Raw genomic sequence first — 24,863 nt, forward strand, 5'->3', positions numbered from 1 at the left:
GCTCTGCACAGCGCCGGGCGCGGCGCAACGGGTGCCGCGGATCCGTGCGCCGCTCCATGATCGGAGGGTGCGCGGCCCCGCGCGCATGCACCCGAGGAGTCCCCCGTGATCTACCGAATCCTGCCGTTCCTGCTCACCTTCGTGGCCAAGAAGATCTCGAAGTCGCAGAAGGCCAAGCGCGCCGCCGCCAAGCGCCCGACGTCCACCCCGAGCAGCAGCCGCCGCTCCTCGTCGCGCCGGGGACGCTGACGCCGCGGTCCCGTCCGCGAGCGCGAGCCGCGGGCGGGACCCTCAGCGCAGGGCGGAGTGCCGCGGCCGCAATGCGGCCCGCCTCCGCCTGCTAGATCCGGTCGGACCCCGTCCGCGGGTCGTCCTCGTCGGACGTCGTCCGCACGTCGGGCAGGGCCTCCTCGGCCACGGGCTCCTCGGCCGCGTCCTCGCGCTCGACGATCCGCTCGGCGGTGGTCCGGACGACCTTCCGGCCGACGACCCGGTCGAGCAGCACCACGACGAGCCCCGCGAGAGCGCCGAACAGCGTCACGAAGAGCAGCAGGCTGAAGCCGAAGACCTGCCCGCGGGAGAAGCCCTGCGTCTCGGGCAGCGCGAAGGTCAGCACGAAGGCCGCGATCGCTCCGAGCCCGACGCCGAGGGTCAGGATGCGCCAGACGCGCGGGGAGCGGCGGACGTCGACCTCTTCGCGGGTGACCTCGGGGCGGGCGGGATCGCTCATGCCTCCATTCTCCCCCGCGCGGGCGAGGGCGAGGCACCGTGATCGCTCAGAGCGCGTGCACGAGCCGGCCCGCCTGGGCGCGCAGCTCGCGGACGACGGTGCGGACCGAGAGCCGCTCCGCCCGGTCGGGCCGCATCAGCGCGACGATGTGCCGCACGGAGTTCACTCCACGGAGCGGCTTCACCACCACTCCCGCGCCGCCCGCCGTGTAGCGCGGGAGCACCGCGATCCCCAGGCCCGCCGCGACGAACGCCTCGGTCACGCGGGTCGACGCGAAGCGCTGCTCCACCCGCACCGCCTCGCCGGACGCGGTCTCGATGTCCTGCATCACGCGCTCGAACGGGAACCCGTCCGGGACGCCGATCCAGGTCTCGCCGACCAGGTCCGCCGCCGAGACCGTCGCCCGGTCCGCCAGGCGGTGCCCGACCGGCAGGCCGATGTCGAGGGGCTCGACCATCAGCTCCGCCATCGCGAGGCCGCGGCCGGCCCAGGCGCTTCTGCCGGTGGGCGAGTGGGCGAGCACGATGTCGAAGTCGGCGGTCAGGTCGGCGAACTCGTCGGTGCCGGGGTCCGCGTCCTCGCACTGCACGACGAGTCCCTCGACGCTGCGGAGCGCGACCAGCGCGTTCGGGAGGAGCATCTGGCCCGCAGTGGGGAAGGTCGCGATGGTGACCTCGCCGATCGGGTTGTTCTTGAACGTCTGCCAGACGGCGTCGGCCCGCTCGAGCGCGATCGCGATCTCGGTGGCGCTCCGGGCGAGCTCGCGTCCCGCCGCCGTGAGCACCACGCCGCGGCCGGAGCGCTCGATCAGCGGCACGCCGGCCTCGCGCTCGAGCACCTTGAGCTGCTGCGAGACCGCGGACGGCGTGCGGTGCGTCGCCTCCGCCACGGCCGTGATCGAGCGGCGCATCGAGAGCTCGCGGAGCAGTTCCAGCCGTCGCACGTCCATGTAGAGAAACTACACGTCAGGGCAAGAACAGTTCGATTGTCCTACGGAACACGGGGCCGGACACTGGACGTTGTACACAGCATCCCGGCGGATGGATCAGAAGCCGCCGCAACGAAAGGCAGAACACTCATGAGCATCGCAATCCTCGTCGTCCTCAGTGGCCTCGCCGCGTGGGGCACGGTGTCGACGGTGCTTGTCGCCAGCCGCGACGGCTACCGTCAGGTCCCCGCGCAGCACTGAGCCCCGCCGCTCCGCGACAGCACCTCATCGCGTTCCGACGCCGTCTCCCGACCGGGAGGCGGCGTTCTCGCGTCTCCGGGGGCTGCTGCCGCTCCTCGGGGAGCGCCCCCCGCCACGGCTCCCGGGGGTCGACCATCGGCTCGCCCGCACACGACGACGGGCCCCCGACCGGAGTCGAGGGCCCGTCGTGCGCGCGGTGCGGCTACTTCGCGGCGGTGCGGCGGCGCAGGCGCGCGACCGTCATGCCCAGACCGAGCAGCAGAGCGGCGATCCCGGCGGCGAACGCGGGGGTCGCGTCCACTCCGGTCTCGGCGAGGTGGTGCGAGCCGGCGACCGGAGCAGTGGTCGGCGTCGGCGCGGGGCCCGTGGTGGGCGGCGTGGTCGGCGCGGGCGTCGGCTCCGTGGTCGGTCCGGGAGTCGGGGTGCCCGCTCCGGCGCCGGCCGCGACGGCGAAGCCGACGCTGATCTCGGTGCCGGTGGTGTCGAGCACGAACGTCGCGGTGTGCGCGCCGCCCGCCAGGCTCTCGTCGATCGGGACCGAGAACGAGGCGCGACCGGTCGAGTCGTCGGTGACGGCCCGGGTCGGGTCGATCGTCGCGGTGCCGACGACGGTGCCGTCGACGCTCGCGGTCACGGTGGTGTCGGCCGCGGCTCCGGTGCTGAACAGGAGCGAGGAGAGGTCGACGGTCATCGTGTCGCCGACCGCGTACTCGCCCGAGTCCGGGACGTTGTCGGTCAGGCCGATCGTGCGCTGCACGGGGTCGGGGCTGACGGTGCCGAGGTCCTGGATGTAGCCGACGAAGGCGTCCAGGTCGATGCGGCCGGAGTCGGCCGTGCCGGTGCCCTCGGTGAAGGTGCTGAAGCCGTCGCCGCCGCTCGCGAGGAAGCTGCTGGTCACGACGGTGAAGGTCGCGGCCGGGTCGATCGGCTCGTTCTGGAAGAACACCTGCGAGATGCGCGAGCCCTCGGGCGCCGTGGCGTCGAAGACGTAGGTGAGGTCCTTCGAGGTGGAGAGGTTCAGCTGCGGGTGGCTGGAGCTGCCCACCCACTGCTCCTCGAGCAGGTCGGAGATCTGCTCGCCGGTCAGCTGCAGGGTCACCAGGGTGTTCGCGAAGGGCTGGGCGTCGGAGGCCTCGGCGTAGGTGACCACGCCGTCCGCGTCGCCGGGCTGGTCCGGAGTCGCGGTGTAGGAGAGGTCGTCGCGCAGGCCGCCCGCGTTCGAGAAGGCGATCTGCGTGCCGAGCTCACGGGTGGCCCAGAGCTGGGCGTCCGAGACGAGGTTGCCGAGGGTCGACTCCGAGCCGCGGTTGGTCGTGGTGCCGTCCGGACGGTAGGCGCGCGAGATGTCCTCGGTGATGGTGCCGACCTTCACGCTGCCCTCGCGGACGGCGACGGCCTGGGCGTCGGCGACGATGGTCTCGACCTCGGGGTCGGGCTCGAAGGCGCCGACGACGATCGTCTTGGCCGGGTCGTCGGAGGCCGGGTCGTCGACGACCTTCGTCAGCGGCACGACCTCGCTGGTGAGCGAGGTGAGCTGCTTGGTCGCCGGGTCGACGGTCAGGGACATGCGGCCGATGTTCTCGGCGTAGCTGCCGGTCTGCGACACGACGGTCGGGAAGGCCCGGCCCGCGTCGATGCCCGCGTCGTACTCCTGGTGGCTGTGGCCCGAGACGATCGCGTCGACGTTCGGGGCGACCGCGTTGACGATCGCGCCGAACTTGGGGTCCGCCTCCGGAGTGTTCAGCTCGGCCGCGTCGGCGTCGGCTCCCTCGTGCAGGAGCAGGACGACCACGTCGGCCTCGTCGTTGGCGGCGTCGCCGTCCTGGAGCTGCGCGGCGACCTCGTTGACGTTCTCGGCGATGGGCTCGATGGAGAGCGTCGAGATCGTGGCGGGGCTGACGAGCTTGCCGAGGTCCTCGGTGATCGCGCCGATGAAGGCGACGGAGACGCCGTCCTGCTCGGTGATCACGTACGGGGAGTAGGCGCGCTCGCCGGTCGCGGTGTCGTAGAGGTTCGCGTTCACGTAGGGGAACGCCGAGGCGTCCACGACGCGGCCGTCGACATCGGCGCGGCCCTGGTCGAACTCGTGGTTGCCCAGGGTGCTGACGTCGAGGCCCATCGCGTTGAGCGAGTCGAGCGTGGGGATGTCGCCCTGCACCTTCGACACGAAGGTCGAGGCGCCGATGTTGTCGCCGGCCGAGACGAACAGCGTGTTCGGGTTGGCGGCGCGGTAGGAGTCGACGGCACCGGCGAGCACGGCGGCTCCGGCGACGGCGCGGTCGGCGGCGAGCCGCCCGTGGAAGTCGTTGATCGAGAGGATGTCGATGGCGACATCGCCCTCGGCCGCCGCGGCGGGCGTGGCGCCGAGGAGGGCCGCTCCGGCGACGGCGCCGACGGCGGTCGCGGAGAGGAGTCGGGTGAGGCCGCGTCGGCCCGGGGAAGTACTGCGCATCGTGAAGGGGACTCCAAGCATCGAGCGGTAAATCCGGAGAGGATTCGTGCCGCGTGAGGGGGTTATTCCCAGACAACCCGACGGCGGAGCCCAGGTCAAACGTTCTGACGACGGCTCGCCGCCGCGTTTACGAGAAGTTAACTCGCCGACGCTCAGCCGACGCGCAGGATGGGGAGGAACGGCGTGAGGTCCGCGCGCACTCCGGAGGCGTGGATCCGCCCGCTCGCGAGACCCTCGCTCCACGGCAGCGAGCCGGTCGCGAGCGGCAGCCAGGTCGCCGCGTCCATCTCGATCACGTTCGGCGGAGTCCCGCGGGTGTGGCCCGGGCCCTCGACGCACTGGGCCGCGCCGAACGGCGGAACGCGCACCTCGACGCTGCGCCCGGGGACGTTCGTCCCGATGATCTGCAGGAGGAACCGCACCGCCGTCGCCGTCGTGTTCCGGTCCGCTCCTCCGGCGAGCGCCGCCCGCACCGCGGACTGCCCGCTCGCCTCGTCGATCCTGCCCTTGGCCATCCACCCATCCTGCCGCCGCCGCTCGCTCCCGGAGGCCTCCGCGGGGCTCCGCCCGGCGTGTCGGCGTCCGCAGCGCCGCCCTGCGGAGGAGGACGTCACAGGGACCAGCCCCGGCGCGGGGCGCCCTATCCTGTCAGGGTGAAGATCCTCGTCCTCGGTTCGGGTGCCCGTGAGCACGCCATCATCACGGCTCTCCTCGCGGAGGAGGAGCACCACGAGATCATCGCGGCGCCCGGCAACGCCGGCATCGCGCGCGACGTCGAGGTCATCCACTTCGACACGAACAGCCCCCGGCTGGTCAGCGACTTCGCCGTGGAGCAGGGCATCGAGCTCGTCGTCATCGGCCCCGAGGCGCCCCTGGTCGCCGGAGTCGCCGACGCGCTGCGCAAGCGCCGCATCCCCACCTTCGGCCCCGACCGGGCCGCCGCCGCACTCGAGGGCTCGAAGACCTTCGCGAAGCGCGTGATGGACATGGCCCGCGTGCCCACCGGCCGCGCGACCCGCGTCTCCACCCTGGTCGACGCCACCCGCGCCATCGACGAGTACGGACTCCCCTCGGTCGTCAAGGCCGACGGCCTCGCCGCGGGCAAGGGCGTCCTGGTGACGGAGTCGCGCAGCGCGGCGATCGCGCACGCCGAGTTCTGGCTGCAGTCCGGCGACGTCCTCATCGAGGAGTTCCTCGCCGGCCAGGAGGTCTCCCTCTTCCTCCTCTCCGACGGCCACGACGTCGTCCCCCTCTCCCCCGCGCAGGACTTCAAGCGCCTGAGCGACGGCGACGAGGGGCCGAACACCGGCGGCATGGGCGCCTACTCCCCGCTCCCCTGGCTCGCCGACCGCTGGGAGAGCGAGCGCGCCTTCGTCGACGAGGTGATCGACACGGTCGCCATCCCGACCATCCGCCAGCTCGAGCGCGAGCGCACCCCCTTCGTCGGACTCCTCTACTGCGGCCTCATCGTGACCGACGCGGGCCTGCGCGTGATCGAGTTCAACGCCCGCTTCGGAGACCCCGAGACCCAGGTCGTCCTCCCCCGCCTCGCCTCCCCGCTGTCCGCGCTGCTGCACGCGGCGGCCACCGGCGCGCTCGCCTCCGTCCCGTGGCCCACGTTCACGGACGAGGTCGCCGTCACCGTCGTCCTCGCGAGCGAGGGCTACCCCGAGAACGCCGTCACCGGACGGACCATCACCGGACTCGACGCGGCGGCGGACGTCCCCGGCGTCACCATCGCCCACGCGGCGACCCAGCTGGTCGACGGGAGCTTCGTCGCCACCGGCGGCCGCGTGCTCAACGTCGTCGCGCGCGGCGCCGACTTCGCCGAGGCGCGGGAGCGGGCGTACCGCGCGCTCGACCTGATCCACCTCGACGGCGGGCTGTATCGGAGCGACATCGCGGCGAAGGTCGCGCAGTAGCGCGACCTCAGCGTGATGTCGGCCACGCCGCTCCCCGCGCGGCGTGGCGCAGTCGGCTGGGAGAGTGGCCGGGTCTCGGGGAGCGATCGGCGCGTCCGACACGCTCGGCACGCGTTCCGGTCGACGCCTCGAGGGTGGCCGGGGTGGGGTGGATCCGCACTCGGACTCGGACCTCCGCGACACGGGCTCGCGGCGGAGGTCGGTCGCCTCGCGGGGGGCGGGTCAGGCCAGGGCGCAGAGGGCCTCGGCGAGGTGGGGGTGCGCGAAGGTGAAGCCGGCGTCCTCGAGGCGGGCGGGCACGACCCAGCGGGACTTGAGCAGGAGCTCGGACTCGGTGCGGAGCAGGAGCGTCGCGGGCTCGAGGACGAAGCGCGGAGCCGGCACGCCGATCCGGCGGCCGACGGCGGCGCGGAGCAACCGCGAGAGCTCGGTGTTGTCGCTCGGATTCGGCGACGCGAGGTTCACCGGCCCGTCGAGGGTCGACTCCTCAAGGAAGCGGATCGACCGGTGGACGTCCTCCACGTGGATCCAGCTGAAGTGCTGACGGCCGCAGGTGCGCCGGTGCTCGTGGTGCACACCGGCCTCGCGGCGCGCGCGCGTCGAGGGCCACGGCCCGTCGAACTGCGGACCGCCGAGGCCGAGCCGCGCCAGCCGCAGCAGGATCGCCGTCGCCGGACCGTCTCCGAGCACGATGGACATCCGCAGCGCCACGCGCCGCACGCCGGGCGTCTCCCCGGCGAAGAACTCCGACTCCCACGCCCGCGCCACGTCGACCGAGAAGCCCTCGCCGAGCACGCCCTCGTCCTCGGTGTTCGCCCGCTCCTCCTCGTGCCGGTAGATCGTGGCCGTGCTCGCGTTCATCCAGACCGGCGGAGGAGTCGCGGCCGCCGCGACCGCCCGGTGCAGCTCCGCGGTGGTCGCCACGCGCGAGCGGAGGATCTTGGCGCGGTTCGCCGCGGTGTACCGGCAGTCGACGCTCTTGCCGGCCAGGTTCACCAGGAGGCGCGCACCGTCGAGGACCCGGGTGATGCCGGCGGTGTCGCCCCAGCGCGCGTCCGGCCCGGAGCGGCCGATCCTCCGCACCGTCCAGCCGTCTGCCGTGAAGCGGCGGGTGAGGTCCGTCCCGAGGAATCCGCTCGCACCGGCGAGGACGACGACGGGGTCAGCGGTGCTGCTCATCGCCCCATCGTGCCGCACGGCGCCGGAGTCACGGGGAGGACTCGTCGCAGGCGCGCTGCCGGTACGCGGAGTGGGTCGAGGCGGGTCTCGATCAGCCGCCGAGCGACCCCGCACCGCGGAGCAGCCGCGCCGCGGCGAGCGCCCCGGCCAGCCGCTCGGCGAACCCCGGCGGCACCTCGGCGGGCAGCGCGTCGACCGGCCACCAGGCCACGTCGTCGCTCTCGTCGCTGACCGTCACGGGAGCGTCCGGATCGGCGATCGCGCCGTAGCCCACGTCCCAGTGTCGGGATCAGCGGCCGAAGCCGTCGCCGAGCGCGTGCCGGTCGAGGTCGAGGGGCAGGACGCCGAGCGGCTGCAGCCGTGCCGCTCCGCTCTCCTCCCGCGCCTCGCGCAGGGCCGCGTCGGCCGTGGAGTCGTCGCCGGGCTCGACATGACCGCCGAGCTGCACCCAGAACCGGCCCTTGCGGTGGAAGCAGAGCAGCACCTGCGCCAGATTCGGCGAGAGCACGAAGCAGCTCGCCGTGACGTGCTCGGGGCCGCCGTCGCGCTCGAGCGCCGGCTCGCCGCGCTGCTCGAGGAACGCCAGGTACTCGTCCCGCAGGTCCGCGAGCGCGCCCGCGTCCCACTCCCGCAGCTCGTCCGCCAGCCGCGTCCCTCGCTCCCCCGTCACGCGAAGGACCCTACCTCCCCTCCGCGAGCTGCCCCTCCGGTGCGCTGCACGGCGTGCGTGGCGTACCGGAGCGGCGTCTCGCGGAGGGAGGAGGGACGGGAGCGTCAGACGGAGAGGCCGGAGAGGCCCTCGCGGTCGACGCGGCGGTGGAAGCGCATGCCGGCGAGACCGCCGAGCAAGGCGCCGACCAGCGCGACGACCAGGGCGGCGAGCGCCGTCACGACCGCCGCGGCCGTGGCGTCGCCGGCGTCCAGGGGGATCGTCGGGAAGCCGCTGACCGCGGAGAGCGCCTGGCTGCCGCCGGTGATCGCCGAGACGATGCCCACGACGATCGCGACGACGACCGCCCAGGCCCACACTCCGACGCCCTGCTTCGCTCCGCTGAAGCGGGCCATGCGGCCTGCCACGTAGCCGCCGCAGTAGTAGGCGACGAGGAGGATGACCAGCAGTGCGATCGCGCCCGCCCAGCCGAACGCGGCGGGGTCGGCCGCGAGGTCGCCGGTGACGTCCTGGGTGCCGATGACGGCGGCCCCGATCGCGGTGACGAGGGCGGTCAGGAGGACGGCGAGTCCGGTGGCGGCGAGCCAGCCGAAGAAGGCGCAGCCGATCTTGAAGCCGCCGAAGCGGTCGCGCTCGCGCTGGTGGATGTCCTTGCGCGCGGCCGCACGGGCCTGCTTCGCCTCGGCAGAGTCGGGGTCGACGGGCGCGCGGTGCTCGGGGGCCGAGTGCGCGGAGTCGGAGCGGTCCGTCGAAGCGGAGCGGTCCGTCGAAGCGGAGCGGTCCGTCGAAGCGGAGCGGTCCGTCGAAGCGGAGCGGTCCGAGGAGGCGGAACGGTCCGGAGTCGCGGAGCGGTCCGTCGCCGCAGCCGCTCCCGTATCCCCCGCGGAGTCGATGCGCGCCGTGCCGCCCGCCGCCGAGCCCTCTGCCCGTCGCGGCAGTCCGCCGTCAGCCGGATCCCTGTCTGTCGTGCTCATGTCGAACCTCCTGGCCGAGCGCCCCGAAGAAGGGCGACACGCTCAGTCAAGACCCAGGGAGCCCTCGGTGTCGCGGGCTTGACGACAGGACGGAGCGGTCCGGGCGTCAACCCCCTGCGCCCCCTCCCTCCCACCCGCTTGCATGGAGGCACCGACCGACGACACGAGAGGGAGAGTCATGACTCCGGAATCCCCCGAGCAGACACCGCCCGGCACCGAGGCCGAGCTGACGCCGAAGGCCGACCACGGCGAGACCAGCTACCGCGGCACCGGCCGCCTCAGCGGCAAGGTCGCCCTCATCACGGGCGGCGACAGCGGCATCGGCAAGGCCGTCGCGATCGCGTTCGCGCGCGAGGGCGCCGACGTCGCGATCTCGTACCTCGACGAGCACGACGACGCCGAGGACACCGCGACGTGGGTCCGGGAGGCCGGCCGCGAGGCGCTGCTCCTCCCCGGCGACCTGCAGGACCCGGCGCACTGCCGCGCCGTCGTCACCGAGACCGTCGAGCGCTTCGGCCACCTCGAGGTGCTCGTCAGCAACGCCGCCTTCCAGATGAGCCGCGAGAGCGTCACCGACATCCCGGACGAGGAGTGGGACCGCACGATCGCGACGAACATCAGCGCCTACTTCCACCTCGTGAAGTCGGCGCTGCCCCACCTGAAGGAGGGCGCGTCGATCATCGCGACGAGCTCGGTGCAGTCCGACCAGCCGTCGTACCAGCTGCTCCCCTACGCCGCCACGAAGTCGGCGATCCTCAGCCTCACCGCCTCGTTCGCGCAGGCGCTCGGCGAGAAGGGCATCCGCGCCAATTCCGTCGCGCCCGGCCCGATCTGGACGCCGCTCATCCCCTCGACCATGCCGGAGGAGGCCGTCGCCGAGTTCGGCGAGCAGGTCCCGCTGGGCCGCCCCGGGCAGCCGGCCGAGGTGGCCCCCGCCTACGTCCTCCTCGCCTCCGGCGAGGCGAGCTACATCAGCGGGTCGACGATCGCCGTCACCGGCGGGAAGCCGATCCTCTGATCACGCTCCAGGGCACCGCTCACCCGCAGGATTCCGCGATAGGTTCCTGCGGGTGAGTGTGCACATCCGCAGCATCGAGACGGCGGTGCCGACCACGGTCCTGCGCCAGTCCGAGGTGCGCGACCTCTTCGCGTCCCAGCCCGCGATGACCCGGCTCGGGTCCCGCCTGATCGGCGCGGCCTTCGACGCGTCCGGGATCGACACCCGCAGCACGGTGGTCGACGAGCTCGACCGGGTCGAGCGGGAGGGTGCGAGCGTCTTCTACAACGCGGGGAGCGGCCTGGTGCTCGACCCGGGGACGGCCGCGCGCAACGCCGTCTACACCGAGCGCGCTCCCGAGCTCTTCACGGAGGCGGCCCGCCGCGCCCTCGCGTCCGCGTCGATGACCGCCGAGGACGTCACCCACGTGGTGACGGTCTCCTGCACCGGCTTCTACGCCCCGGGGCCCGACTACCAGCTGGTCCGCCGCCTCGGCCTCGCGCCCTCGACGCAGCGCTTCCACCTCGGCTTCATGGGCTGCTACGGCGCCTTCCCCGGCCTGCGCGCCGCCCGCCAGTTCTGCGAGGCCGACCCGGAGGCGGTCGTCCTCGTCGTCGCGGTCGAGCTGTGCACCATCCACCTCACGAGCTCCAACGACCCGGAGCAGATCGTCGCGACCTCCGTCTTCGCCGACGGCGGTGCGGCGGCCGTCGTCACCGCCCGCGAGGCCGCGCCCGGCACCCCGGTGCTCGAGCTCGACGCGCTCGCCACGACGCTCACCGACGAGGGCGAGACCGAGATGGCGTGGACGATCGGCGACCACGGCTTCTCGATGCGGCTGAGCACCTACGTGCCCTCGATCATCGGAGCGAACATCGAGGCGGCCGTCGCCCCGCTGCTGGCCGGCGCCGAGGTCGAGCGGAGCGACGTGCAGCGCTGGGCGATCCACCCCGGCGGCCGCAGCATCCTCGACAAGGTGCAGGCCTCACTCGCCCTCAGCGACGAGCAGCTGGCCCCGTCGCGCGAGGTGCTGCGGACCAACGGCAACATGTCGAGCGCGACCGTCCTCTTCATCCTGCGGCGCCTGCTGCACGGCGAGGCGGCCGACGGCGAGCGGATCGGCGCGATGGCGTTCGGGCCCGGACTCACCGTCGAGCTCGCGCTGCTCACCAAGCGGGGCGGGGAGTGACTCCGCGAGCCCCTCTCGCGCCGGACCTGCGCCACCGCGAGGTCTCCGAGCAGGAGCTGATGGACGACCCGGACTGCGACCGGACCCTGCTCGACGCCACCTACGCCCGCTTCGGCACCGTTAACCGGCTGGTCTCGGGGTGGCGCGGCCTCTACCGCTCGCGCCTGCGTCCGCTGCTGCGGCCCGACGAGCCGTTCCGCCTGCTCGACATCGGCTCCGGAGGCGGCGACGTCGCCCGCTCCCTCGCCGGCTGGGCCCGCGAGGACGGCCTCCGCCTGGCGATCACCGCCGTCGATCCGGACGAGCGCGCCTCCGCGTTCGCCACGTCCACGCCCGCGCCGCCCGGAGTCGAGTTCCGCCGCGCGAGCAGCGCCGACCTGGTCGCCGAGGGCGAGCACTTCGACCTGGTGACCTCCAACCACGTGCTGCACCACCTGTCGCCGGAGTCGCTCGCCGACCTGCTCGCCGACAGCGAGCGCCTGGCCCCGCGCGCCCTCCACAACGACATCGAGCGCTCGCGGCTGGCCTACACGGCCTACCTGCTGGCCACACGACCGATCGCGGCCGGCTCGTTCCTCCACTACGACGGGTCGCTGTCGGTGCGGCGCAGCTTCACCGCCGCCGAGCTGCGGGCTGTGGCGCCCGAGGGGTGGCGGGTCGAGCGCGCGGCGCCCTACCGGCTGCTGCTCGCGCGGGGCGAGGTGTGAGGACGCGGCGGAGGGTGAGCGCTTCCGGTCCGCTCTGGCTGCGCGCCGCCGCTGTCAGCTACTCCGCCAACTGCGCCCTCGGCACCGCCGTCGCCACCGGCGCTCTCCGCACGGGCCGCTGGCACTGGATCCATCACGCGCTCTACATCTGCACGTCGACGCTCACCGCTCTGGCCTGGGCGACGCTGCGACGGTCGGACACCCGCGCCGCGTCCGCGCTGGCTCCCGCCGCCGTCCCGCTGGCGGTGATCCCCTTCGCGGGGACGCACGGACGTCGGCACCCGGCGATCGCGCTGGCGGCGGCTCCGTTCGTGCTCGCCGCTCTCGGGCGGACGCGGCGGCCAGCGCGGCGCCGAGGAGTGCTCCAGCGTCTGAGGGCCGGGTCGGCCCTGCGCTGACGCGCCCCGGCTTCTAGCGCGGGGGCTCGACGTCGCGGTCGGGGTCGGAGCGGTACGAGCGCAGCGCCTGCCAGCCGGCGATCGCGAGGATCAGTGCGCCGCAGAGCATCGTCAGCAGGTTCGGCACCGAGAAGCCGCTGCCCACGACCGAGTTGATGCCCGCGCCGAGCACGAACACACCTCCGAGAAGGTAGAAGATGACCCTCGTCTTCACCGTTCCACCGCCTCCCTCGAGCCTGCACAGGACCCTCGATGCTACCGCGCGCGCCCCTGGCCGCCGCCGCTCCCCCCTCTGCGCGATCGATCGGGGCAGGATCGAGGCATGGAGTTCCTCGATGTCGTCCGGCGCCGGAAGACCACCAACGGCGCGTTCCTGCCCGACCCCGTCTCCGAGGAGCACCAGCGGCTCCTGATGGAGGTGGCCGGCCGGGCGCCCTCGCAGCTCAACAGCCAGCCGTGGCGGTTCGTGCTCGTCGAGGAGCGCGAGACGATCGACCGGATCGCCGCGATCAGCGGCGAGAGCATGACCACCGCGATGTCGAACGGCACGTTCTTCGAGCGCTACAAGCCCTACTTCCGCTTCAGCAGCGAGGAGATGGAGCAGCGGCGCGACGGGATGCTGTTCGACAAGCTGCCGGCTCCGCTCCGCCCCTTCACGAAGCAGGTCTTCACGAAGCGCGGGCAGTTCCTGATGAACTCCCTCCGCGTCCCGCAGACGCTCGGCGAGGAGAACCGCCGGCTCGTCGCGGGATCGCCGCTGCTGCTCGGGGTGATGCTCGACCGCTCCGAGTACCGGCCGGGCGAGCTCTCCTCCTTCTACTCGGTGTTCAGCATGGGCGCCGCGATGGAGAACGTCTGGCTGAGCACGGTCGAGCTGGGGATGGGGATCCAGTTCGTGTCGTTCCCGATGGAGGTGCCGGGAGCGTGGGCGCGGATCGAGTCGCTGCTCGCCGTGCCCGACGAGCTGGAGCTGATGGCGGTGTACCGGCTCGGCTACCTGCCTCCGGAGCAGCGGCGGCCGGCGATCGACTGGTCCTCGCACCAGCGGAAGCTTCCGTCGCAGTACGTCTTCCGCGGCACCTGCGCGACTCCGCAGGAGGGGTGGGACGCGCCGGCCGGGCCGTGACGGGATCCTGAGCGGCGCGGCCGGCACCCGGAGGTGCCCGCGCTCGCTCCCGGGCCGGCCCCGGCCGACGGGAGATCCGCGACGGAGCATCGACTCTCGCTACATGCGTCGGCTAACGTGGCGCCCAGCACGCCCGGCAGTGCTACGTCCCGTCCGCGGGACTGTCAATGGGGGTCCGGCGTGTCTTCCGCCCGATTCCCCGCACCGGGGTCCGAGCGGATACCGTCCCCCGAGGAGCCGTCCGCCAGGGCCGGCCCGATGAACGAAGGGGGCCCGTGGCCACGCTCATCTACGGACCGCAGAACCTCGAGATCGAATTCGAGGAGCGCGTCCTCGCGCACCTGAAGGTCGCCGTCCTCTCGAAGCTGCGCCGCAACGAAGCCTTCTCGCTCTCGTGGATGGAGGACGCCTCCACCGGACACGGCCGGAGCTCCGTCTGGCTGCACCCGTCGGTGCCGCTGCACTTCCGCTTCACCGAGGCGCACCAGCCCAAGCTCAACCGCGCGTGGATCGAGCAGATGCTCAGCGTCGCCAGCATGCACGGCGAGCTCTCGGTCCTGCCGGAGCCCGAGGAGCAGCGCCAGGGCTCCTGAGCTCCGCCGCTCCTGGGCCCCGCTGCCCCCTGATCGCACAGCCGTCAACCCCGTCCCCTCTGCGGGGGACGCGAAGTACCGTCGAGAAGACGTCCCCGGAACCATCGGCGGACGTCGACGGACGGAGACGACCATGACGGACACCGCGCGAGCGACCGGCCTGCCCACCCTCACCCCGGTGCGGACGCTCCGCAAGGAGCAGCCGATCGAGCCGCGCCGCGTGCCGGACTCCGTCTCCGTCGGCTCCCAGCCGGTCATCGGCTGCCGGATCGACGTGAGCGGCCGCTCCTTCGTCGTCGAGCTCGACATGGCCGGCATCTTCCTGCGCCAGGTGCGCCGGAGCCTGCGCGAGGGCGAGGGCGGCCTCGTGCTGCTGCGCCACGTCGATGGGATCGAGATGATCCCGTTCTCGCGCGCGACGCCGTTCGACGTCTCGGACATCGTCTGCCCCGAGGGCGTCGAGCCCGCGGACGCCCGCTCGGCCCTGGGGCTCCGCGACCGCTGAGCCGCGACGGGTGGCGTGCTCCGCCCCGCGCCCGCCGCTGAGCGGGATCAGGCGGGGAGCGACGCCTCGATCAGGTCGACGATCCGCGGGTCGTCGGGCTCGACCGTCGGGCGGAACCGGTGGACCGTGCCGTCGGCCGTGATCAGGAACTTCTCGAAGTTCCACTTCACCCGGCCGGCCTTGCCGTTCTCGTCCTCCGCCTTGGTGAGCTCCGCGTAGAGCGGGTGCGCCGAGCGGCCGTTGACGCGGACCTTCTCGAACATCGGGAAGGTGACCCCCCAGGTCGTCGAGCAGTACGCCTTGATCTTGTCCTCGTCGCTCAGCTCCTGGAGGAACTGGTTGCTCGGGAAGCCGAGGACCGTGAATCCGCGCTCCCCGTAGCTCTTCTGCAGGGCCTCGAGCTTCTCGTACTGCGGGGCGAGGCCGCAGCGGGAGGCGACGTTGACGATCAGCCGCACGGGCGGGTAGTCGGCGAGGGTCGACGTGGTGCCGTCGATCGTGGTGAGGGGGATGTCGGCGATCGTGTCGGGCACGGAGGGCTCCTTCGGACGTGGTGCGTCGACGCTACTCCCCGCCGCCGAGGGAACCCCGAGTCGTGGAGGCGGCTCGCTGCGGGTTCCCGCGACGGTCCGGGGTTCCCTCGGCGCGCGCCTGCCTCCACCATGGGGGGATGGCCGCCTCGCAGCAGATCGTCTCGGTCGGCGGGCGGAGGCTGCGGCTGACGAACCTCGACAAGGTCGTCTACCCGGAGACGGGCTTCACCAAGGCCGACGTGCTCTCCTACTACGCCTCCGTCGCCTCCGCGATGCTGCCCCATCTCGCGCGCCGCCCGGTCACCCGGAAGCGCTGGGTCGACGGAGTGGGCACCGCCGAGCATCCGGGCGAGGTCTTCTTCGAGAAGAACCTCCCCTCCTCCGCCCCCTACTGGCTGAGCCGGACCCGGCTCGCGCACTCGTCGCGCGACGTCGAGTACCCGCTGGTCGACGACGTCGCCGGGCTCACCTGGCTGGCGCAGCAGGCGGCGCTCGAGCTGCACGTCCCGCAGTGGCGGGTGGGCTCCGACGGCGAGCGCCGTCCGCCCGACCGCCTCGTGCTCGACCTCGACCCGGGCGAGGGGGCGGGCCTCGCCGAGTGCGCCGAGGTCGCGTTCCTCGCCCGCGACCTGCTGGAGGGGATGGGGCTGGCTCCGCTGCCGGTGACCAGCGGGAGCAAGGGGATCCACCTCTACTGCCCGCTGGACGCCTCCGCCTCCAGCGACCAGATCTCGGCGGTCGCGCACGAGCTGGCGCGCGCGCTCGAGTCGGACCACCGCGACCTCGTCGTCTCGGACATGAAGAAGACCCTGCGCGAGGGCAAGGTCCTCGTCGACTGGAGCCAGAACAGCGCGGCGAAGACGACCATCGCCCCCTACTCCCTCCGCGGGCGCCTCCGGCCGGCGGCCGCCGCGCCCCGCACGTGGGAGGAGCTGGGTGCCGACAACCTGCGCCACCTGTCGCCCGACGAGGTGGTGGAGCGGCTGCGGAGCGACGGAGACCTCCTCCGCCCGCTGCTCGCCGCCCGGGGTGCCGGGCTCGAGCCGACCCCGGAGCGGATGGCGGGCTTCGCCGCGACGGACGCCTCCTCCGACCGCCTGGCGACCTACCGCAGCATGCGCGACGCGTCGAAGACGCCGGAGCCGGTGCCCGAGGCGGGGTCCGCGGGCTCCTCCTCGGGCGACTCCTTCGTCATCCAGGAGCACCACGCGCGGCGCCTGCACTACGACTTCCGGCTCGAGCACGACGGCGTCCTGGTCAGCTGGGCGGTGCCGAAGGGCCCGCCGCTGGAGGGCGACCCCAACCGGCTCGCGGTGCAGACCGAGGACCACCCCCTCGAGTACGCGACCTTCGAGGGAACGATCCCGGCCGGCGAGTACGGCGGCGGCGAGGTGCGCATCTGGGACGAGGGCACCTACGCGCTCGAGAAGTGGCGCGAGGGGAAGGAGGTGATCGCGGTGCTGACCGGCCGCCCCGACGGCGGGCTCGGCGGCGAGCCCCGTCGCTACGCCCTGCTGCACACGGGCTCGAGGGAGGGCGCCGAGAAGAACTGGCTCCTGCACCTGATGGCGCCGGGTCCCGCTCACGGGCACGGGACGCAGCGACGGGGCAGAGCGGCAGCGTCCGCCGCGTCGCCCGCTCCCCGCCCCGCACCCTCCGCAGACCGCCCGGCCGAGGACTCCGCTCCGCGCCGCCACCGCCCCATGCTCGCCACGGCCGGACGCCGCGGCGACGTGGACCCCGGGGCCGCGATCGAGATGAAGTGGGACGGCTACCGCGCTCTCGTGCGGGTGCAGGGCGGCACCGCGACCCTCACGAGCCGCAACGGCAACGACCTGACCGCGGCGTTCCCCGACCTGCTCGCCCCGCTCGCCGAGGCCGCCGCCGACGCCGTGCTCGACGGCGAGATCGTCGCCCTCGACGCTCGCGGGCGCCCCGACTTCGGCGCCCTGCAGACCCGCGGCGGGCTGACGAAGCCGCGCGAGATCGAGGCGGCCGCCCGGTCCACTCCGGTGCACCTGATGGTCTTCGACCTGCTCGAGCGCGCAGGAGAGGACCTGACCGGGAGCGACTACGACACCCGTCGCTCGGCACTGGTCGAGCTCGTCGACGAGAACGAGCGCGTGCACGTCCCGTCCGTGTTCGACGGCGACCTGGAGGAGGCGATGGTCACCAGCCGCACCCTCGGCCTCGAGGGCGTGGTCGCCAAGCGCCGCGACTCGCGCTACCAGGAGGGCAGCCGCTCGCGCGACTGGATCAAGCTCACCCACCACCGGCTGCAGGAGGTCGTGATCGTGGGCTGGCGCGAGGGCGAGGGCGGCCTGCAGGGGTCGGTCGGGGCGCTGCTGACCGCGATCCCCGGCGAGGACGGGCTCGCGTACTCCGGCCGTGTGGGCACCGGCTTCAGCGACCGCGAGCGCCGCGGACTGGTCGACCGCCTGGCCGAGCACGCCACCGAGGAGCCCGCCGTCTCCGTCCCTCCGCTCGAGTCGCGCGGCGTGCACTGGGTGTCGCCCGTCCTGGTCGGCGAGGTCCGCTACCGCGAGCGCACCGCCTCCGGCACCCTCCGCCAGCCGGTCTGGCGCGGCTGGCGCGCCGACAAGGCCGCCGCGGACGTCCGCGTGGAGGAGCCGGGCAGCTGATCCTCCGGTCTTCCCACGGAGATGCCCGGGAACGCGGCGCGCGCCGGCGATCCGCTGCGCCCCCGGCACCTCAGTCCAGGCGCACCCCGCGCAGCAGGAGGAGGGTCGCGCCGACCGCGGCACCGGTGCCGATGAGGACACCGCCCGCTCCGGCCGCTGCCGCGAGGACGCCGAGGAGGCTGGGCAGGGCGATCAGCCCGAGGCGGTTCCCGGCCAGGCGCAGCGCGAGGGCGCGGCCGTGGCGGTCGGCGGGGGTGCGCTCGATCAGCCACGACATCGTGATGGGCTGGCCGATCCCGAGGCCCAGGCCGAGGGCGGCGACCGCGACGAAGAGGAGCACGGTCGGCGCGGGCAGGGCGACCAGCACCAGGCAGAGCGCCGAGATCAGGATGCCGCCCACCATCACCCGGGTGCGCCCGAGCCGGGCGGTGGCCGCGCCGAGGAGGAGCCGCGAGGCCATCGACGCGAGTGCGCGCACGGTGAGCAGGGCTCCGACGACGCCGGCCGGGAGCCCGCGCTCGGCGCCGAGGGCGGGGAGGTAGACGACGGTCAGGTCGACGGCGGCGACGACGGTCGCGCTGGTCAGCAGGGCGCGCGCGAGGCCCGGCACCCGGAGGAGACCGAGCGTCGAGCCCGGAGCCGCAGCCCCCTCCGCCGCGGGTCCGCGCGGGGACGGGCTGCGGATCCCCGCCGTCGAGACCAGCAGCAGCACCGCGAGGATCCCGCCCACGAGGAACAGCGGCGCCGGGTCGGGCCGCACCGAGCCGCCCGCGAGCACCGGGATGAACGCGGGCCCGATCGCCTGCCCGAGCGACGCGGCGAACGTGTAGTAGCCGAAGCGGCTGTCGAGCCGCGTCCCTCCGGTGCCGCCCGCGACGACGGTCTGCTGCCCGACCACGCAGCCCAGGTGCCCCGCGCCGAGCAGGGCGATGCCGAGGAGCAGCCCCGCGACGCTCCCGCCCGCCAGGAGCAGCACCGCGGCCGCTCCCACCGCGACGAGCGAGCCGACGGCCATCACGGCCCGGGCGCCGACCCGGTCGACCAGCCCGCCCACCGGCAGCGCGATCAGCAGCGGCACCAGCGCGAACGAGGCGCCGAGCGCCCCGAGCGCCCAGGCCGGCACGTCGAGCCGGATCGCCTGGTAGACGGCGGCCGGCCGGAGCAGGAACGCGACGGCCTGGATGAGCACGGCGTGCGCGAGCAGGGACGGAGTCGCCAGGCGGTTCCGCACGCGCGCTCCTTCCCGCGGCGCTCGGCCGAGCACCCGCTCCCCCATCCTCCTCCCGGTGCCGCCGCCGAGTCGCCCGGAAAGGATCGTCCTGTCCCCTCGAGAACGGGCCTTCTCGTGCGACTCAGCCCTGCGGCGGCGGCGGCGAGGGGAGCGCGTGCGCGGGCAGGGTGCCGAGGCGGTGCCGGCCGCGGAGGAGGAACCAGGCCAGGCCGATCCCGACGACCGCGGCGATCACGACGACCGCGCTCCAGCGCAGCTCCTCCCCGTAGACCTCGACGCGCGGCCACGCGAGGTCGACCGTCATCGCCGCGCCCCAGAGCACCGCGACGACGTTCACCGGCAGGCCCGCGCGGCCGAGCGAGAAGCGCCCGGGCGCGGCTGCGGGCCACCGGCCGCGGAGCCGGGCGATCAGCAGCGGCACCGTCACCAGCAGGTAGGCGAGGTAGATCAGGATGACCGCCACGCTCGTCACGGCCGTGAAGATCGCCGGCGTCCCGATGTTCACGACCAGGATCAGCACCGCGAGCACCCCCACGACCAGCGCCGGCGCCACCGGTGTCCCGCGCCGCGGGTCGACGCGGGCGAGCACGCGGCTGCCGGGCAGGGCGTTGTCGCGGGCCATCGCGAAGATCAGTCGGATGGCCGCCGTGTGCACCGCCAGCGCGCACACCGTGATCGCGACGACCACGCAGAGCAGGAGGACCGATCCGAGGGGGCCGCCGAGCACCTGCAGCACGATCCGCTGCAGCCCGCCCGACGCCTGCCCGAGCGCCGGGTCGGCGAGGTCGGGCGCCGAGAGGATCCCCAGCAGCAGGATGAGGCCGCCGAGGACGAAGGAGGCGGTCACCGCCCGCAGGATCGCCGTCGGCGCGGTCCGGCGCGGATCGACCGTCTCCTCGCCGAGCGAACCCGCGGTGTCGAACCCGTACATCACGTACGCCGACGCGATCGCGGCGATGAGGAACGCGCCGGCGTACCCGCCCGGCGTGCTCCCGCCGTAGCCGCTGGTGTCGAGCAGCACGGTCGGCGGATGCACCACGTTCACCGCGAGCACCGCCACCAGCAGCACCGCCGCGACGAGCTCGATCAGCACGCCGACGCTGTTGATCCGGGCCATCAGCCGCACGCCGCGCGCGTTGACCGCGGTGGTGAACGCGATCAGCAGTCCTCCCCAGACCACCGCGCTCACCCCCGCGGAGCCGCCGAGCTGGAATCCGCTCCAGATCTGCGGGAGCGTCGTCTGGTACGCCAGCACGACGGCCGCGAGCGTGACCACGGACGCGGTGGCCATCAGCCAGCCCGCCAGCCAGCTCACCGTCGGCCCGGCGAGGCGCTTGCTCCAGTTGTAGACGGAGCCCGCGACCGGGTAGCGGGCGGCGAGCTCGGCGAAGCACAGCGCGACCATGAGCTGCCCGGTGAACACGATCGGCCAGGACCACCAGTAGGCGGGACCGCCGAGCGCGAAGCCGAAGGAGAAGAGCTGGAACGTGCCGGTCAGGATCGAGATGTAGCTCACGCCCGCGGCGAAGCTGCCGAAGCGGCCGATGCCGCGGGTGAGGGAGGGGCGGTACCCGAACTCAGCGGTCCCGTCGTCGACGTCCTCGGTGGTGCTCATCGGGCTCCCCCTCGCGGGCGCGCTCGTCGCACCGAGGTCAGGATGCCAGCCGCCGCCCGGCCGCACGACTCCCCCGTCGCGGGCGTCCGTCAGCGGGTGCTCAGCGCTCGCCCCGCTCCCGGTGCACAGGACTCGGGCGGCCCCCGCGGACGGGAGCGGCGTCAGCCGTGCGCCGCGAGCCGGGTGCGCTGGGGCACCAGGAGCTCGAGCAGCTCCTCGACCCCGTCGACCCGCTGCGGCTCGACCGGGTGCCCGGGTCCGCACGGCTTGTAGGCGGGCGGATCCACGTTCAGGACGTGCCCGACGGGCCGCCCCTTCTCCCAGACCGTGAGGAGGAAGGCGCCGTCCCGCTCGTCGGGGGCGCCGATCTCGAAGACCCGGCCGCGCACGATGGCGCACTGCGGCTCCTTGCGCGCGAGGCGCACCCAGAAGGGATGGTCTCCGGTCATGGTGTCCGTCCTCCCCGGCCGACCCGCGGCCGTGCCCGTAGCGGTCGACCGGTGATCGTGTCGTCGGCGACCCGCAGGGCCACGGTACGTCCGCCTCCCCTCAGCCGATCAGGGGGTTCACTGCGGAGCCTCGCAGTGGTAGCGGACGCCGGTCGCGCCCGGACGCGCACGACGGGGAACCACTCACTGCTCGTAGGAGTCCTCGTAGTCGGCACCACTGGTCAGCTCGCCGTCGCCGGGTTGCACGGGATGCTCGCCGGTGAGCGCGTCGATCCGCGCGCGCAGCCGTGCCACCTCCGCCGCGTTGTCCGGTTCGGGCAGGTCGCTCGGCGTGGTCTCGACGATGAGGGCGGCCGCGGCGTTCACGAGGAAGGTGGCGTCGACCGTCCCGCCGTCGGCGCCGATCCCCGTGTACTCGACGGTGTCGGCCGCGCCCTTCGAGGCGAGGGCGACGGCGTATTCGACGAGTGCGTCGGCCGCCTCGTCCCCCACCAGGATCGTCTTGTCGGCGAAGAGGATGTGCTTCATGCCGCCCATGCTCGGCAACGCCGGCTGCGTGGAGGGAGGAGGTTGACAGAGGACCGCCGCTGACGGAAGACCTGGACAGATCGAGCAGAGAATGGCAGACCCGGGTTGTCGGATCCGTCCGGTCTGCGGAAGGGTGGAGGCAACGGCGGGCGTCTGCCTGCCGGAGATCAGGGGCTGGAGACGCCGATGGGGAAGCTGCACTACGACGGGACCGTCGAGATCGACTTCGAGGACCGCGTGCTCGCGCACCTGCAGATCGTCATCACCGCGAAGCTGCGCCGCAACGAGTCGTTCCTGCTCAGCTGGCGCGACGACCACAGCATGGGCGACGGCCGCAGCGCGATCTGGATCCACCCCTCCCACGCGCTCCGCTACAAGTACTTCGGCGGCCGGATGCCCCGCATCAACCCCGCCTGGATCTCCGCGCTCACCGACCTCGCGAACTCCGCGGGCGGGCTGTACGTGATCTCGGAGCCCGCCGAACCGGTGCGTCCTCCGGCGAAGGGCGACCAGCTGTGAAGCGCATCGACCTGATCTACAACGGCACCGCCTACACGGTCAACAACAGGAGCCTCGAGGAGTTCCGCGCCGAGGTCGAGGCCGCCCTCGCCTCCCCGACCCCGCAGTGGCTGACCGTCAACTACGGCGAGGGTCGCGCGAACCCGGCGCTCCTCCTCATCACGCCGTACACCCCGCTGTCGATCATCACGAACGACTTCGACGAGCTCAACGCAGAGTACGAGTAGCGGCGGACCTCCGAGAGGTCAACCACGTCGTCCGGTCGATCCGCGCCCCGTACCGTCGGGCAGGACCTCGTCGACGTCGTGCGCGGACCCCGCACGGCGACACCCGATCGACACCTCCCGCGCCTCGGCGCACGACAACGGCCGCGGACACCCGGCCAGGAGCCGTGATGACAGATCCCGCCTTCGCCGTCCTCGACGACCTCATCGCCGCCCTCGAGCGTCCCGGCTCGATCGACTCCGGCCTGAGCCGCTCCGTCGCCGTGCAGGCCGCCGTCCTCCGGCTCCCGTCGCCCCGCACCATGCACCGTCCGCGCCCGACGAGCCGCTTCACGGGCCGTCGCCTCGTGCGCCCGGGCAGCGCAGCCAGGCGGGCTCCCGCGCGTCACCGCGTCGTGGTCCCCGCCGGTCCGGCGGAGCGTCGCTCCGAGCGGAGCCGACGGCTAAAATGGGGGCGGTGACCGACTCCGACGCTCTCTGCGACCCGTATCTGCGCGGGTATCCGATCGACGGCGTCGCGATCTCCACGCTCGGCAGCCCCTTCGGCGGCGAGACCGTCGCCGCGAGCGACAGCACCGCGAGCCGGCTGGACGAGATCCAGATCGACCTCGGCGAGGGCCCGTGCTGGGAGGCGATCCGCGCTGCCGGCCCCGTCTCGGTGCCGGACACCGGCGCGGAGGAGCGCTGGCCGCTCTTCACCGAGGCGATCGGCCCCACGGCGGTGCGCGCGGTCTTCGCCTTCCCGCTCTCGATCGCGGGGCTCTCGATCGGCGCGGTCGACCTCTACTCCCGCCGCCCCACGTCGCTCAGCGACTCCCTCCTCGGCCGGATCAGCGCCTCGACCACCGCGACGGCGCTGCTGGTGCTTGCCGCGGTGCTGCGCGACAACGAGGTCGAGGAGAGCACGAATCCGCGCTCGCGACGCGTGGTGCACCAGGCGACCGGCATGATCATCGCGCGCTACGGCAGCACGGCCGAGGAGGCGCAGCTGCTGTTGCGCGCCCACGCCTTCGCCCAGCAGCGCTCCGTCGTCGATGTCGCCTCCGGCATCGTGGCCCGGCACGACGGGTTCCCCGACCGCCCTCTCACCGCCCAGGACGACACATGGTGACGAACTCCCGCGAGCGCAGCGTCATCCAGACGTTCGTCGCCCTCTCCGACACACTGGTCGACGACTACGACGTCGTCGACTTCACCCAGACCCTCGTGGAGAGCAGCGCGACCCTCTTCGACGCCGTCTCGGCGGGGCTCGTCCTCGCCGACTCCACCGGCTCCCTCGAGGTGCTCGCCTCCACGGACGAGGACACCCGGCTGATCGAGCTGCTCCAGCTCGACAGCGGGTCGGGCCCGTGCATCCAGTGCTTCGAGACCGGGCGGCCGGTGATCGTCGAGGACGCCCGCGCCGTGGGCGAGGAGTGGGCGGAGTTCCGGACGCTGGCGGTCGAGCTCGACGTGCTCTCGGCGCACTGCGTGCCGATGCGGTCGGCGGGGACGACGATCGGCTCCCTCAACCTCTTCCAGGCCCGGCCGGGGCGGCTCGATCCGGACGACATCGCGGTCGTGCAGGCGTTCGCCGACGTCGCGACGATCGGGATCCTGCACCAGCGCGCGCTCCAGCAGAGCACGGTCACTCAGGAGCAGCTGCAGCACGCCCTCGACAGCCGGGTGCTGATCGAGCAGGCGAAGGGGATCCTCGCCTACGCCCACCGCACCACGGTCGAGCAGGCCTTCGAGGTGCTGCGGGTCCGCGCGCGAGCGACGTCGACCCCGATCACGACGCTCGCCCAGGAGATCATCCGCGACTACCGGCGCTGACGCTCCGCGCGCGCGGAGCAGGAGCGGGGCGGATCCGCGCCGGCGGCGCCGCGGCTCAGAGCTCAGTACTCGTTCTCGAGCTCCCACGTCGCGCGGGGGTCGACGTCCGAGGCGGGCACCGGTCCGCCCGCACTGTCGAGCGCGTCGAGGCGCTCGAGGATCTCGGTGCTCGACTCCGCCGCTGCGCTACCGGCCCCTGCGACCACCAGGGGGACGCCGAGCCCGACGGTGAGCGTCACGACGGAGGAGGGGGCCGAGTCGTCGGCGACGCTGACCGTGCTCATCCGGTGCCGCTGCGCGAGCGCGAGCGAGTAGCGGACGACGGCGTCGGCGGTCGCGTCGTCGAGGGAGAGGGAGCCACCGGTGTGGAAGAGCGTCGTCATGGTCAAGTCCTCGCAGGGCAGGCGGATGGGCATGGTTCCGTCACCGGGGGCCAGGATGCGGTGGGCTCACGCTACGCCCTGGGCGCTCGGGGGTGCAGGTCTTGCGCCGAGGCGTGCCCCTGGCGCATGGTTCGCTCCCGACGCCGGAGCAATTCCCCCATGGCTCTGAGGCGGCTCACACGTTAACGTGAACACACGCGTCGGTCCCCTCGGCTCGACGCATCCCTCCCCTGAAGGAAAGGTCTCGACGATGAGACGACGCTCCCCGGAGCCCCCTGCCGCCGCGCCTCGGC

The 24,863-nt window shown here is 73.3% G+C and carries 30 protein-coding genes; 15 read left to right on the plus strand and 15 right to left on the minus strand.

Annotated features, from left to right (window positions below; all coding sequences use genetic code 11):
* The first annotated feature begins 105 nt into the window (after positions 1–105).
* Positions 106–249 (plus strand): hypothetical protein, encoded by a 144-nt coding sequence (locus C5C30_RS17745; RefSeq protein ID WP_159940146.1) that lies wholly within the window; start codon positions 106–108, stop codon positions 247–249.
* A gap of 91 nt (positions 250–340) precedes the next feature.
* On the opposite strand, the gene C5C30_RS12900 is transcribed toward C5C30_RS17745, so the two are convergent.
* The 4 genes from C5C30_RS12900 to C5C30_RS12915 all read right to left on the minus strand — a co-directional run bounded on the left by C5C30_RS12900 (position 341) and on the right by C5C30_RS12915 (position 4,886).
* Entirely contained in the window at positions 341–730 is a 390-nt protein-coding gene (locus C5C30_RS12900) for a hypothetical protein (RefSeq protein WP_104333889.1), read from the minus strand.
* Between the two features lie 46 nt (positions 731–776).
* A complete protein-coding gene (locus tag C5C30_RS12905) occupies positions 777–1,679 on the minus strand; it encodes a LysR family transcriptional regulator (protein ID WP_104257884.1) in 903 nt (300 codons plus the stop codon).
* A 442-nt stretch (positions 1,680–2,121) separates the two neighbouring features.
* Positions 2,122–4,371: a bifunctional UDP-sugar hydrolase/5'-nucleotidase gene (locus C5C30_RS12910; protein WP_181131579.1), complete on the minus strand. Its 2,250-nt coding sequence runs from the start codon at positions 4,369–4,371 to the stop codon at positions 2,122–2,124.
* A gap of 152 nt (positions 4,372–4,523) precedes the next feature.
* Positions 4,524–4,886 (minus strand): sterol carrier family protein, encoded by a 363-nt coding sequence (locus C5C30_RS12915; protein WP_104333891.1) that lies wholly within the window; start codon positions 4,884–4,886, stop codon positions 4,524–4,526.
* A 138-nt stretch (positions 4,887–5,024) separates the two neighbouring features.
* Here C5C30_RS12915 and purD point away from each other — a divergent pair, with 138 nt between their 5' ends.
* Positions 5,025–6,293, plus strand: coding sequence for a phosphoribosylamine--glycine ligase (purD, locus tag C5C30_RS12920; RefSeq protein WP_104333892.1), 1,269 nt, complete (start codon positions 5,025–5,027; stop codon positions 6,291–6,293).
* A 222-nt stretch (positions 6,294–6,515) separates the two neighbouring features.
* Here the strand turns inward: purD and C5C30_RS12925 are convergent, their stop codons facing one another.
* The 4 genes from C5C30_RS12925 to C5C30_RS12935 form a co-directional block, all read right to left on the minus strand.
* Positions 6,516–7,472, minus strand: coding sequence for an epimerase (locus C5C30_RS12925; protein WP_104333893.1), 957 nt, complete (start codon positions 7,470–7,472; stop codon positions 6,516–6,518).
* Positions 7,473–7,563: 91 nt separating this feature from the next.
* Positions 7,564–7,746 (minus strand): hypothetical protein, encoded by a 183-nt coding sequence (locus C5C30_RS18095; RefSeq protein ID WP_258065944.1) that lies wholly within the window; start codon positions 7,744–7,746, stop codon positions 7,564–7,566.
* A 15-nt stretch (positions 7,747–7,761) separates the two neighbouring features.
* Positions 7,762–8,142: an NUDIX domain-containing protein gene (locus C5C30_RS18100; protein WP_258065945.1), complete on the minus strand. Its 381-nt coding sequence runs from the start codon at positions 8,140–8,142 to the stop codon at positions 7,762–7,764.
* Between the two features lie 104 nt (positions 8,143–8,246).
* Complete coding sequence (locus C5C30_RS12935) at positions 8,247–9,116, minus strand: hypothetical protein (RefSeq protein ID WP_181131581.1); 870 nt, start codon at positions 9,114–9,116, stop codon at positions 8,247–8,249.
* Between the two features lie 178 nt (positions 9,117–9,294).
* Here C5C30_RS12935 and C5C30_RS12940 point away from each other — a divergent pair, with 178 nt between their 5' ends.
* The 4 genes from C5C30_RS12940 to C5C30_RS12955 are packed head-to-tail and all read left to right on the plus strand — an operon-like array spanning position 9,295 to position 12,407.
* Positions 9,295–10,134, plus strand: a complete 840-nt coding sequence (locus C5C30_RS12940; protein WP_104333894.1) for an SDR family oxidoreductase — start codon at positions 9,295–9,297, stop codon at positions 10,132–10,134.
* 52 nt (positions 10,135–10,186) lie between these two features.
* Entirely contained in the window at positions 10,187–11,302 is a 1,116-nt protein-coding gene (locus C5C30_RS12945; protein WP_104333895.1) for a type III polyketide synthase, read from the plus strand.
* On the plus strand, positions 11,299–12,009 hold the full coding sequence (locus C5C30_RS12950; protein WP_258060494.1) for a class I SAM-dependent methyltransferase: 711 nt from the start codon (positions 11,299–11,301) through the stop codon (positions 12,007–12,009). The genes C5C30_RS12945 and C5C30_RS12950 overlap by 4 nt, the downstream gene beginning before the upstream one ends.
* Positions 12,010–12,023: 14 nt before the next feature.
* Entirely contained in the window at positions 12,024–12,407 is a 384-nt protein-coding gene (locus C5C30_RS12955) for a hypothetical protein (RefSeq protein WP_104247377.1), read from the plus strand.
* Between the two features lie 13 nt (positions 12,408–12,420).
* Here C5C30_RS12955 and C5C30_RS12960 read toward each other — a convergent pair whose 3' ends face one another.
* Positions 12,421–12,621, minus strand: a complete 201-nt coding sequence (locus C5C30_RS12960) for a hypothetical protein (RefSeq protein WP_104223776.1) — start codon at positions 12,619–12,621, stop codon at positions 12,421–12,423.
* Between the two features lie 108 nt (positions 12,622–12,729).
* Between C5C30_RS12960 and C5C30_RS12965 the strand changes: the two genes are divergently transcribed.
* The 3 genes from C5C30_RS12965 to C5C30_RS12975 all read left to right on the plus strand — a co-directional run bounded on the left by C5C30_RS12965 (position 12,730) and on the right by C5C30_RS12975 (position 14,631).
* On the plus strand, positions 12,730–13,533 hold the full coding sequence (locus C5C30_RS12965; protein WP_104256039.1) for a nitroreductase family protein: 804 nt from the start codon (positions 12,730–12,732) through the stop codon (positions 13,531–13,533).
* A 275-nt stretch (positions 13,534–13,808) separates the two neighbouring features.
* Entirely contained in the window at positions 13,809–14,126 is a 318-nt protein-coding gene (locus C5C30_RS12970) for a hypothetical protein (protein WP_244229547.1), read from the plus strand.
* A 133-nt stretch (positions 14,127–14,259) separates the two neighbouring features.
* The gene (locus C5C30_RS12975) at positions 14,260–14,631 is read left to right on the plus strand and encodes a hypothetical protein (protein WP_104223778.1); all 372 of its coding nucleotides are present in this window, start codon (positions 14,260–14,262) and stop codon (positions 14,629–14,631) included.
* 47 nt (positions 14,632–14,678) lie between these two features.
* Here the strand turns inward: C5C30_RS12975 and C5C30_RS12980 are convergent, their stop codons facing one another.
* On the minus strand, positions 14,679–15,164 hold the full coding sequence (locus C5C30_RS12980; RefSeq protein WP_244229546.1) for a glutathione peroxidase: 486 nt from the start codon (positions 15,162–15,164) through the stop codon (positions 14,679–14,681).
* A gap of 137 nt (positions 15,165–15,301) precedes the next feature.
* Between C5C30_RS12980 and C5C30_RS12985 the strand changes: the two genes are divergently transcribed.
* A complete protein-coding gene (locus C5C30_RS12985; RefSeq protein WP_104333896.1) occupies positions 15,302–17,806 on the plus strand; it encodes an ATP-dependent DNA ligase in 2,505 nt (834 codons plus the stop codon).
* A 70-nt stretch (positions 17,807–17,876) separates the two neighbouring features.
* Here C5C30_RS12985 and C5C30_RS12990 read toward each other — a convergent pair whose 3' ends face one another.
* The 4 genes from C5C30_RS12990 to C5C30_RS13005 form a co-directional block, all read right to left on the minus strand.
* A complete protein-coding gene (locus C5C30_RS12990) occupies positions 17,877–19,037 on the minus strand; it encodes an MFS transporter (protein WP_159940156.1) in 1,161 nt (386 codons plus the stop codon).
* 121 nt (positions 19,038–19,158) lie between these two features.
* On the minus strand, positions 19,159–20,652 hold the full coding sequence (locus C5C30_RS12995; protein ID WP_104333897.1) for an APC family permease: 1,494 nt from the start codon (positions 20,650–20,652) through the stop codon (positions 19,159–19,161).
* A 161-nt stretch (positions 20,653–20,813) separates the two neighbouring features.
* Positions 20,814–21,101, minus strand: coding sequence for a hypothetical protein (locus C5C30_RS13000; protein WP_104223782.1), 288 nt, complete (start codon positions 21,099–21,101; stop codon positions 20,814–20,816).
* A 183-nt stretch (positions 21,102–21,284) separates the two neighbouring features.
* Complete coding sequence (locus tag C5C30_RS13005) at positions 21,285–21,629, minus strand: hypothetical protein (RefSeq protein WP_104260837.1); 345 nt, start codon at positions 21,627–21,629, stop codon at positions 21,285–21,287.
* 186 nt (positions 21,630–21,815) lie between these two features.
* Here C5C30_RS13005 and C5C30_RS13010 point away from each other — a divergent pair, with 186 nt between their 5' ends.
* From C5C30_RS13010 to C5C30_RS13025, 5 genes are all read left to right on the plus strand, one after another.
* The gene (locus C5C30_RS13010; RefSeq protein WP_104223784.1) at positions 21,816–22,148 is read left to right on the plus strand and encodes an ATP-dependent DNA ligase; all 333 of its coding nucleotides are present in this window, start codon (positions 21,816–21,818) and stop codon (positions 22,146–22,148) included.
* Positions 22,145–22,375: a hypothetical protein gene (locus tag C5C30_RS17380; RefSeq protein WP_146081546.1), complete on the plus strand. Its 231-nt coding sequence runs from the start codon at positions 22,145–22,147 to the stop codon at positions 22,373–22,375. Before C5C30_RS13010 ends, C5C30_RS17380 begins: the two co-directional genes overlap by 4 nt.
* A gap of 167 nt (positions 22,376–22,542) precedes the next feature.
* Entirely contained in the window at positions 22,543–22,833 is a 291-nt protein-coding gene (locus tag C5C30_RS13015; protein WP_104333898.1) for a hypothetical protein, read from the plus strand.
* Positions 22,830–23,483 carry a GAF and ANTAR domain-containing protein gene (locus C5C30_RS13020; protein WP_104351715.1) on the plus strand — a complete coding sequence of 218 codons (654 nt, stop codon included), beginning with the start codon at positions 22,830–22,832 and terminating at the stop codon, positions 23,481–23,483. The genes C5C30_RS13015 and C5C30_RS13020 overlap by 4 nt, the downstream gene beginning before the upstream one ends.
* The gene (locus C5C30_RS13025; protein WP_104239019.1) at positions 23,477–24,187 is read left to right on the plus strand and encodes a GAF and ANTAR domain-containing protein; all 711 of its coding nucleotides are present in this window, start codon (positions 23,477–23,479) and stop codon (positions 24,185–24,187) included. The genes C5C30_RS13020 and C5C30_RS13025 overlap by 7 nt, the downstream gene beginning before the upstream one ends.
* Positions 24,188–24,249: 62 nt before the next feature.
* Here the strand turns inward: C5C30_RS13025 and C5C30_RS13030 are convergent, their stop codons facing one another.
* The gene (locus C5C30_RS13030) at positions 24,250–24,570 is read right to left on the minus strand and encodes a hypothetical protein (protein ID WP_104223789.1); all 321 of its coding nucleotides are present in this window, start codon (positions 24,568–24,570) and stop codon (positions 24,250–24,252) included.
* Between the last annotated feature and the right edge of the window lie 293 nt (positions 24,571–24,863).

The sequence above is a fragment of the Rathayibacter sp. AY2B5 genome, from assembly GCF_002931645.1.
In the GTDB taxonomy this organism is placed as follows: domain Bacteria; phylum Actinomycetota; class Actinomycetes; order Actinomycetales; family Microbacteriaceae; genus Rathayibacter.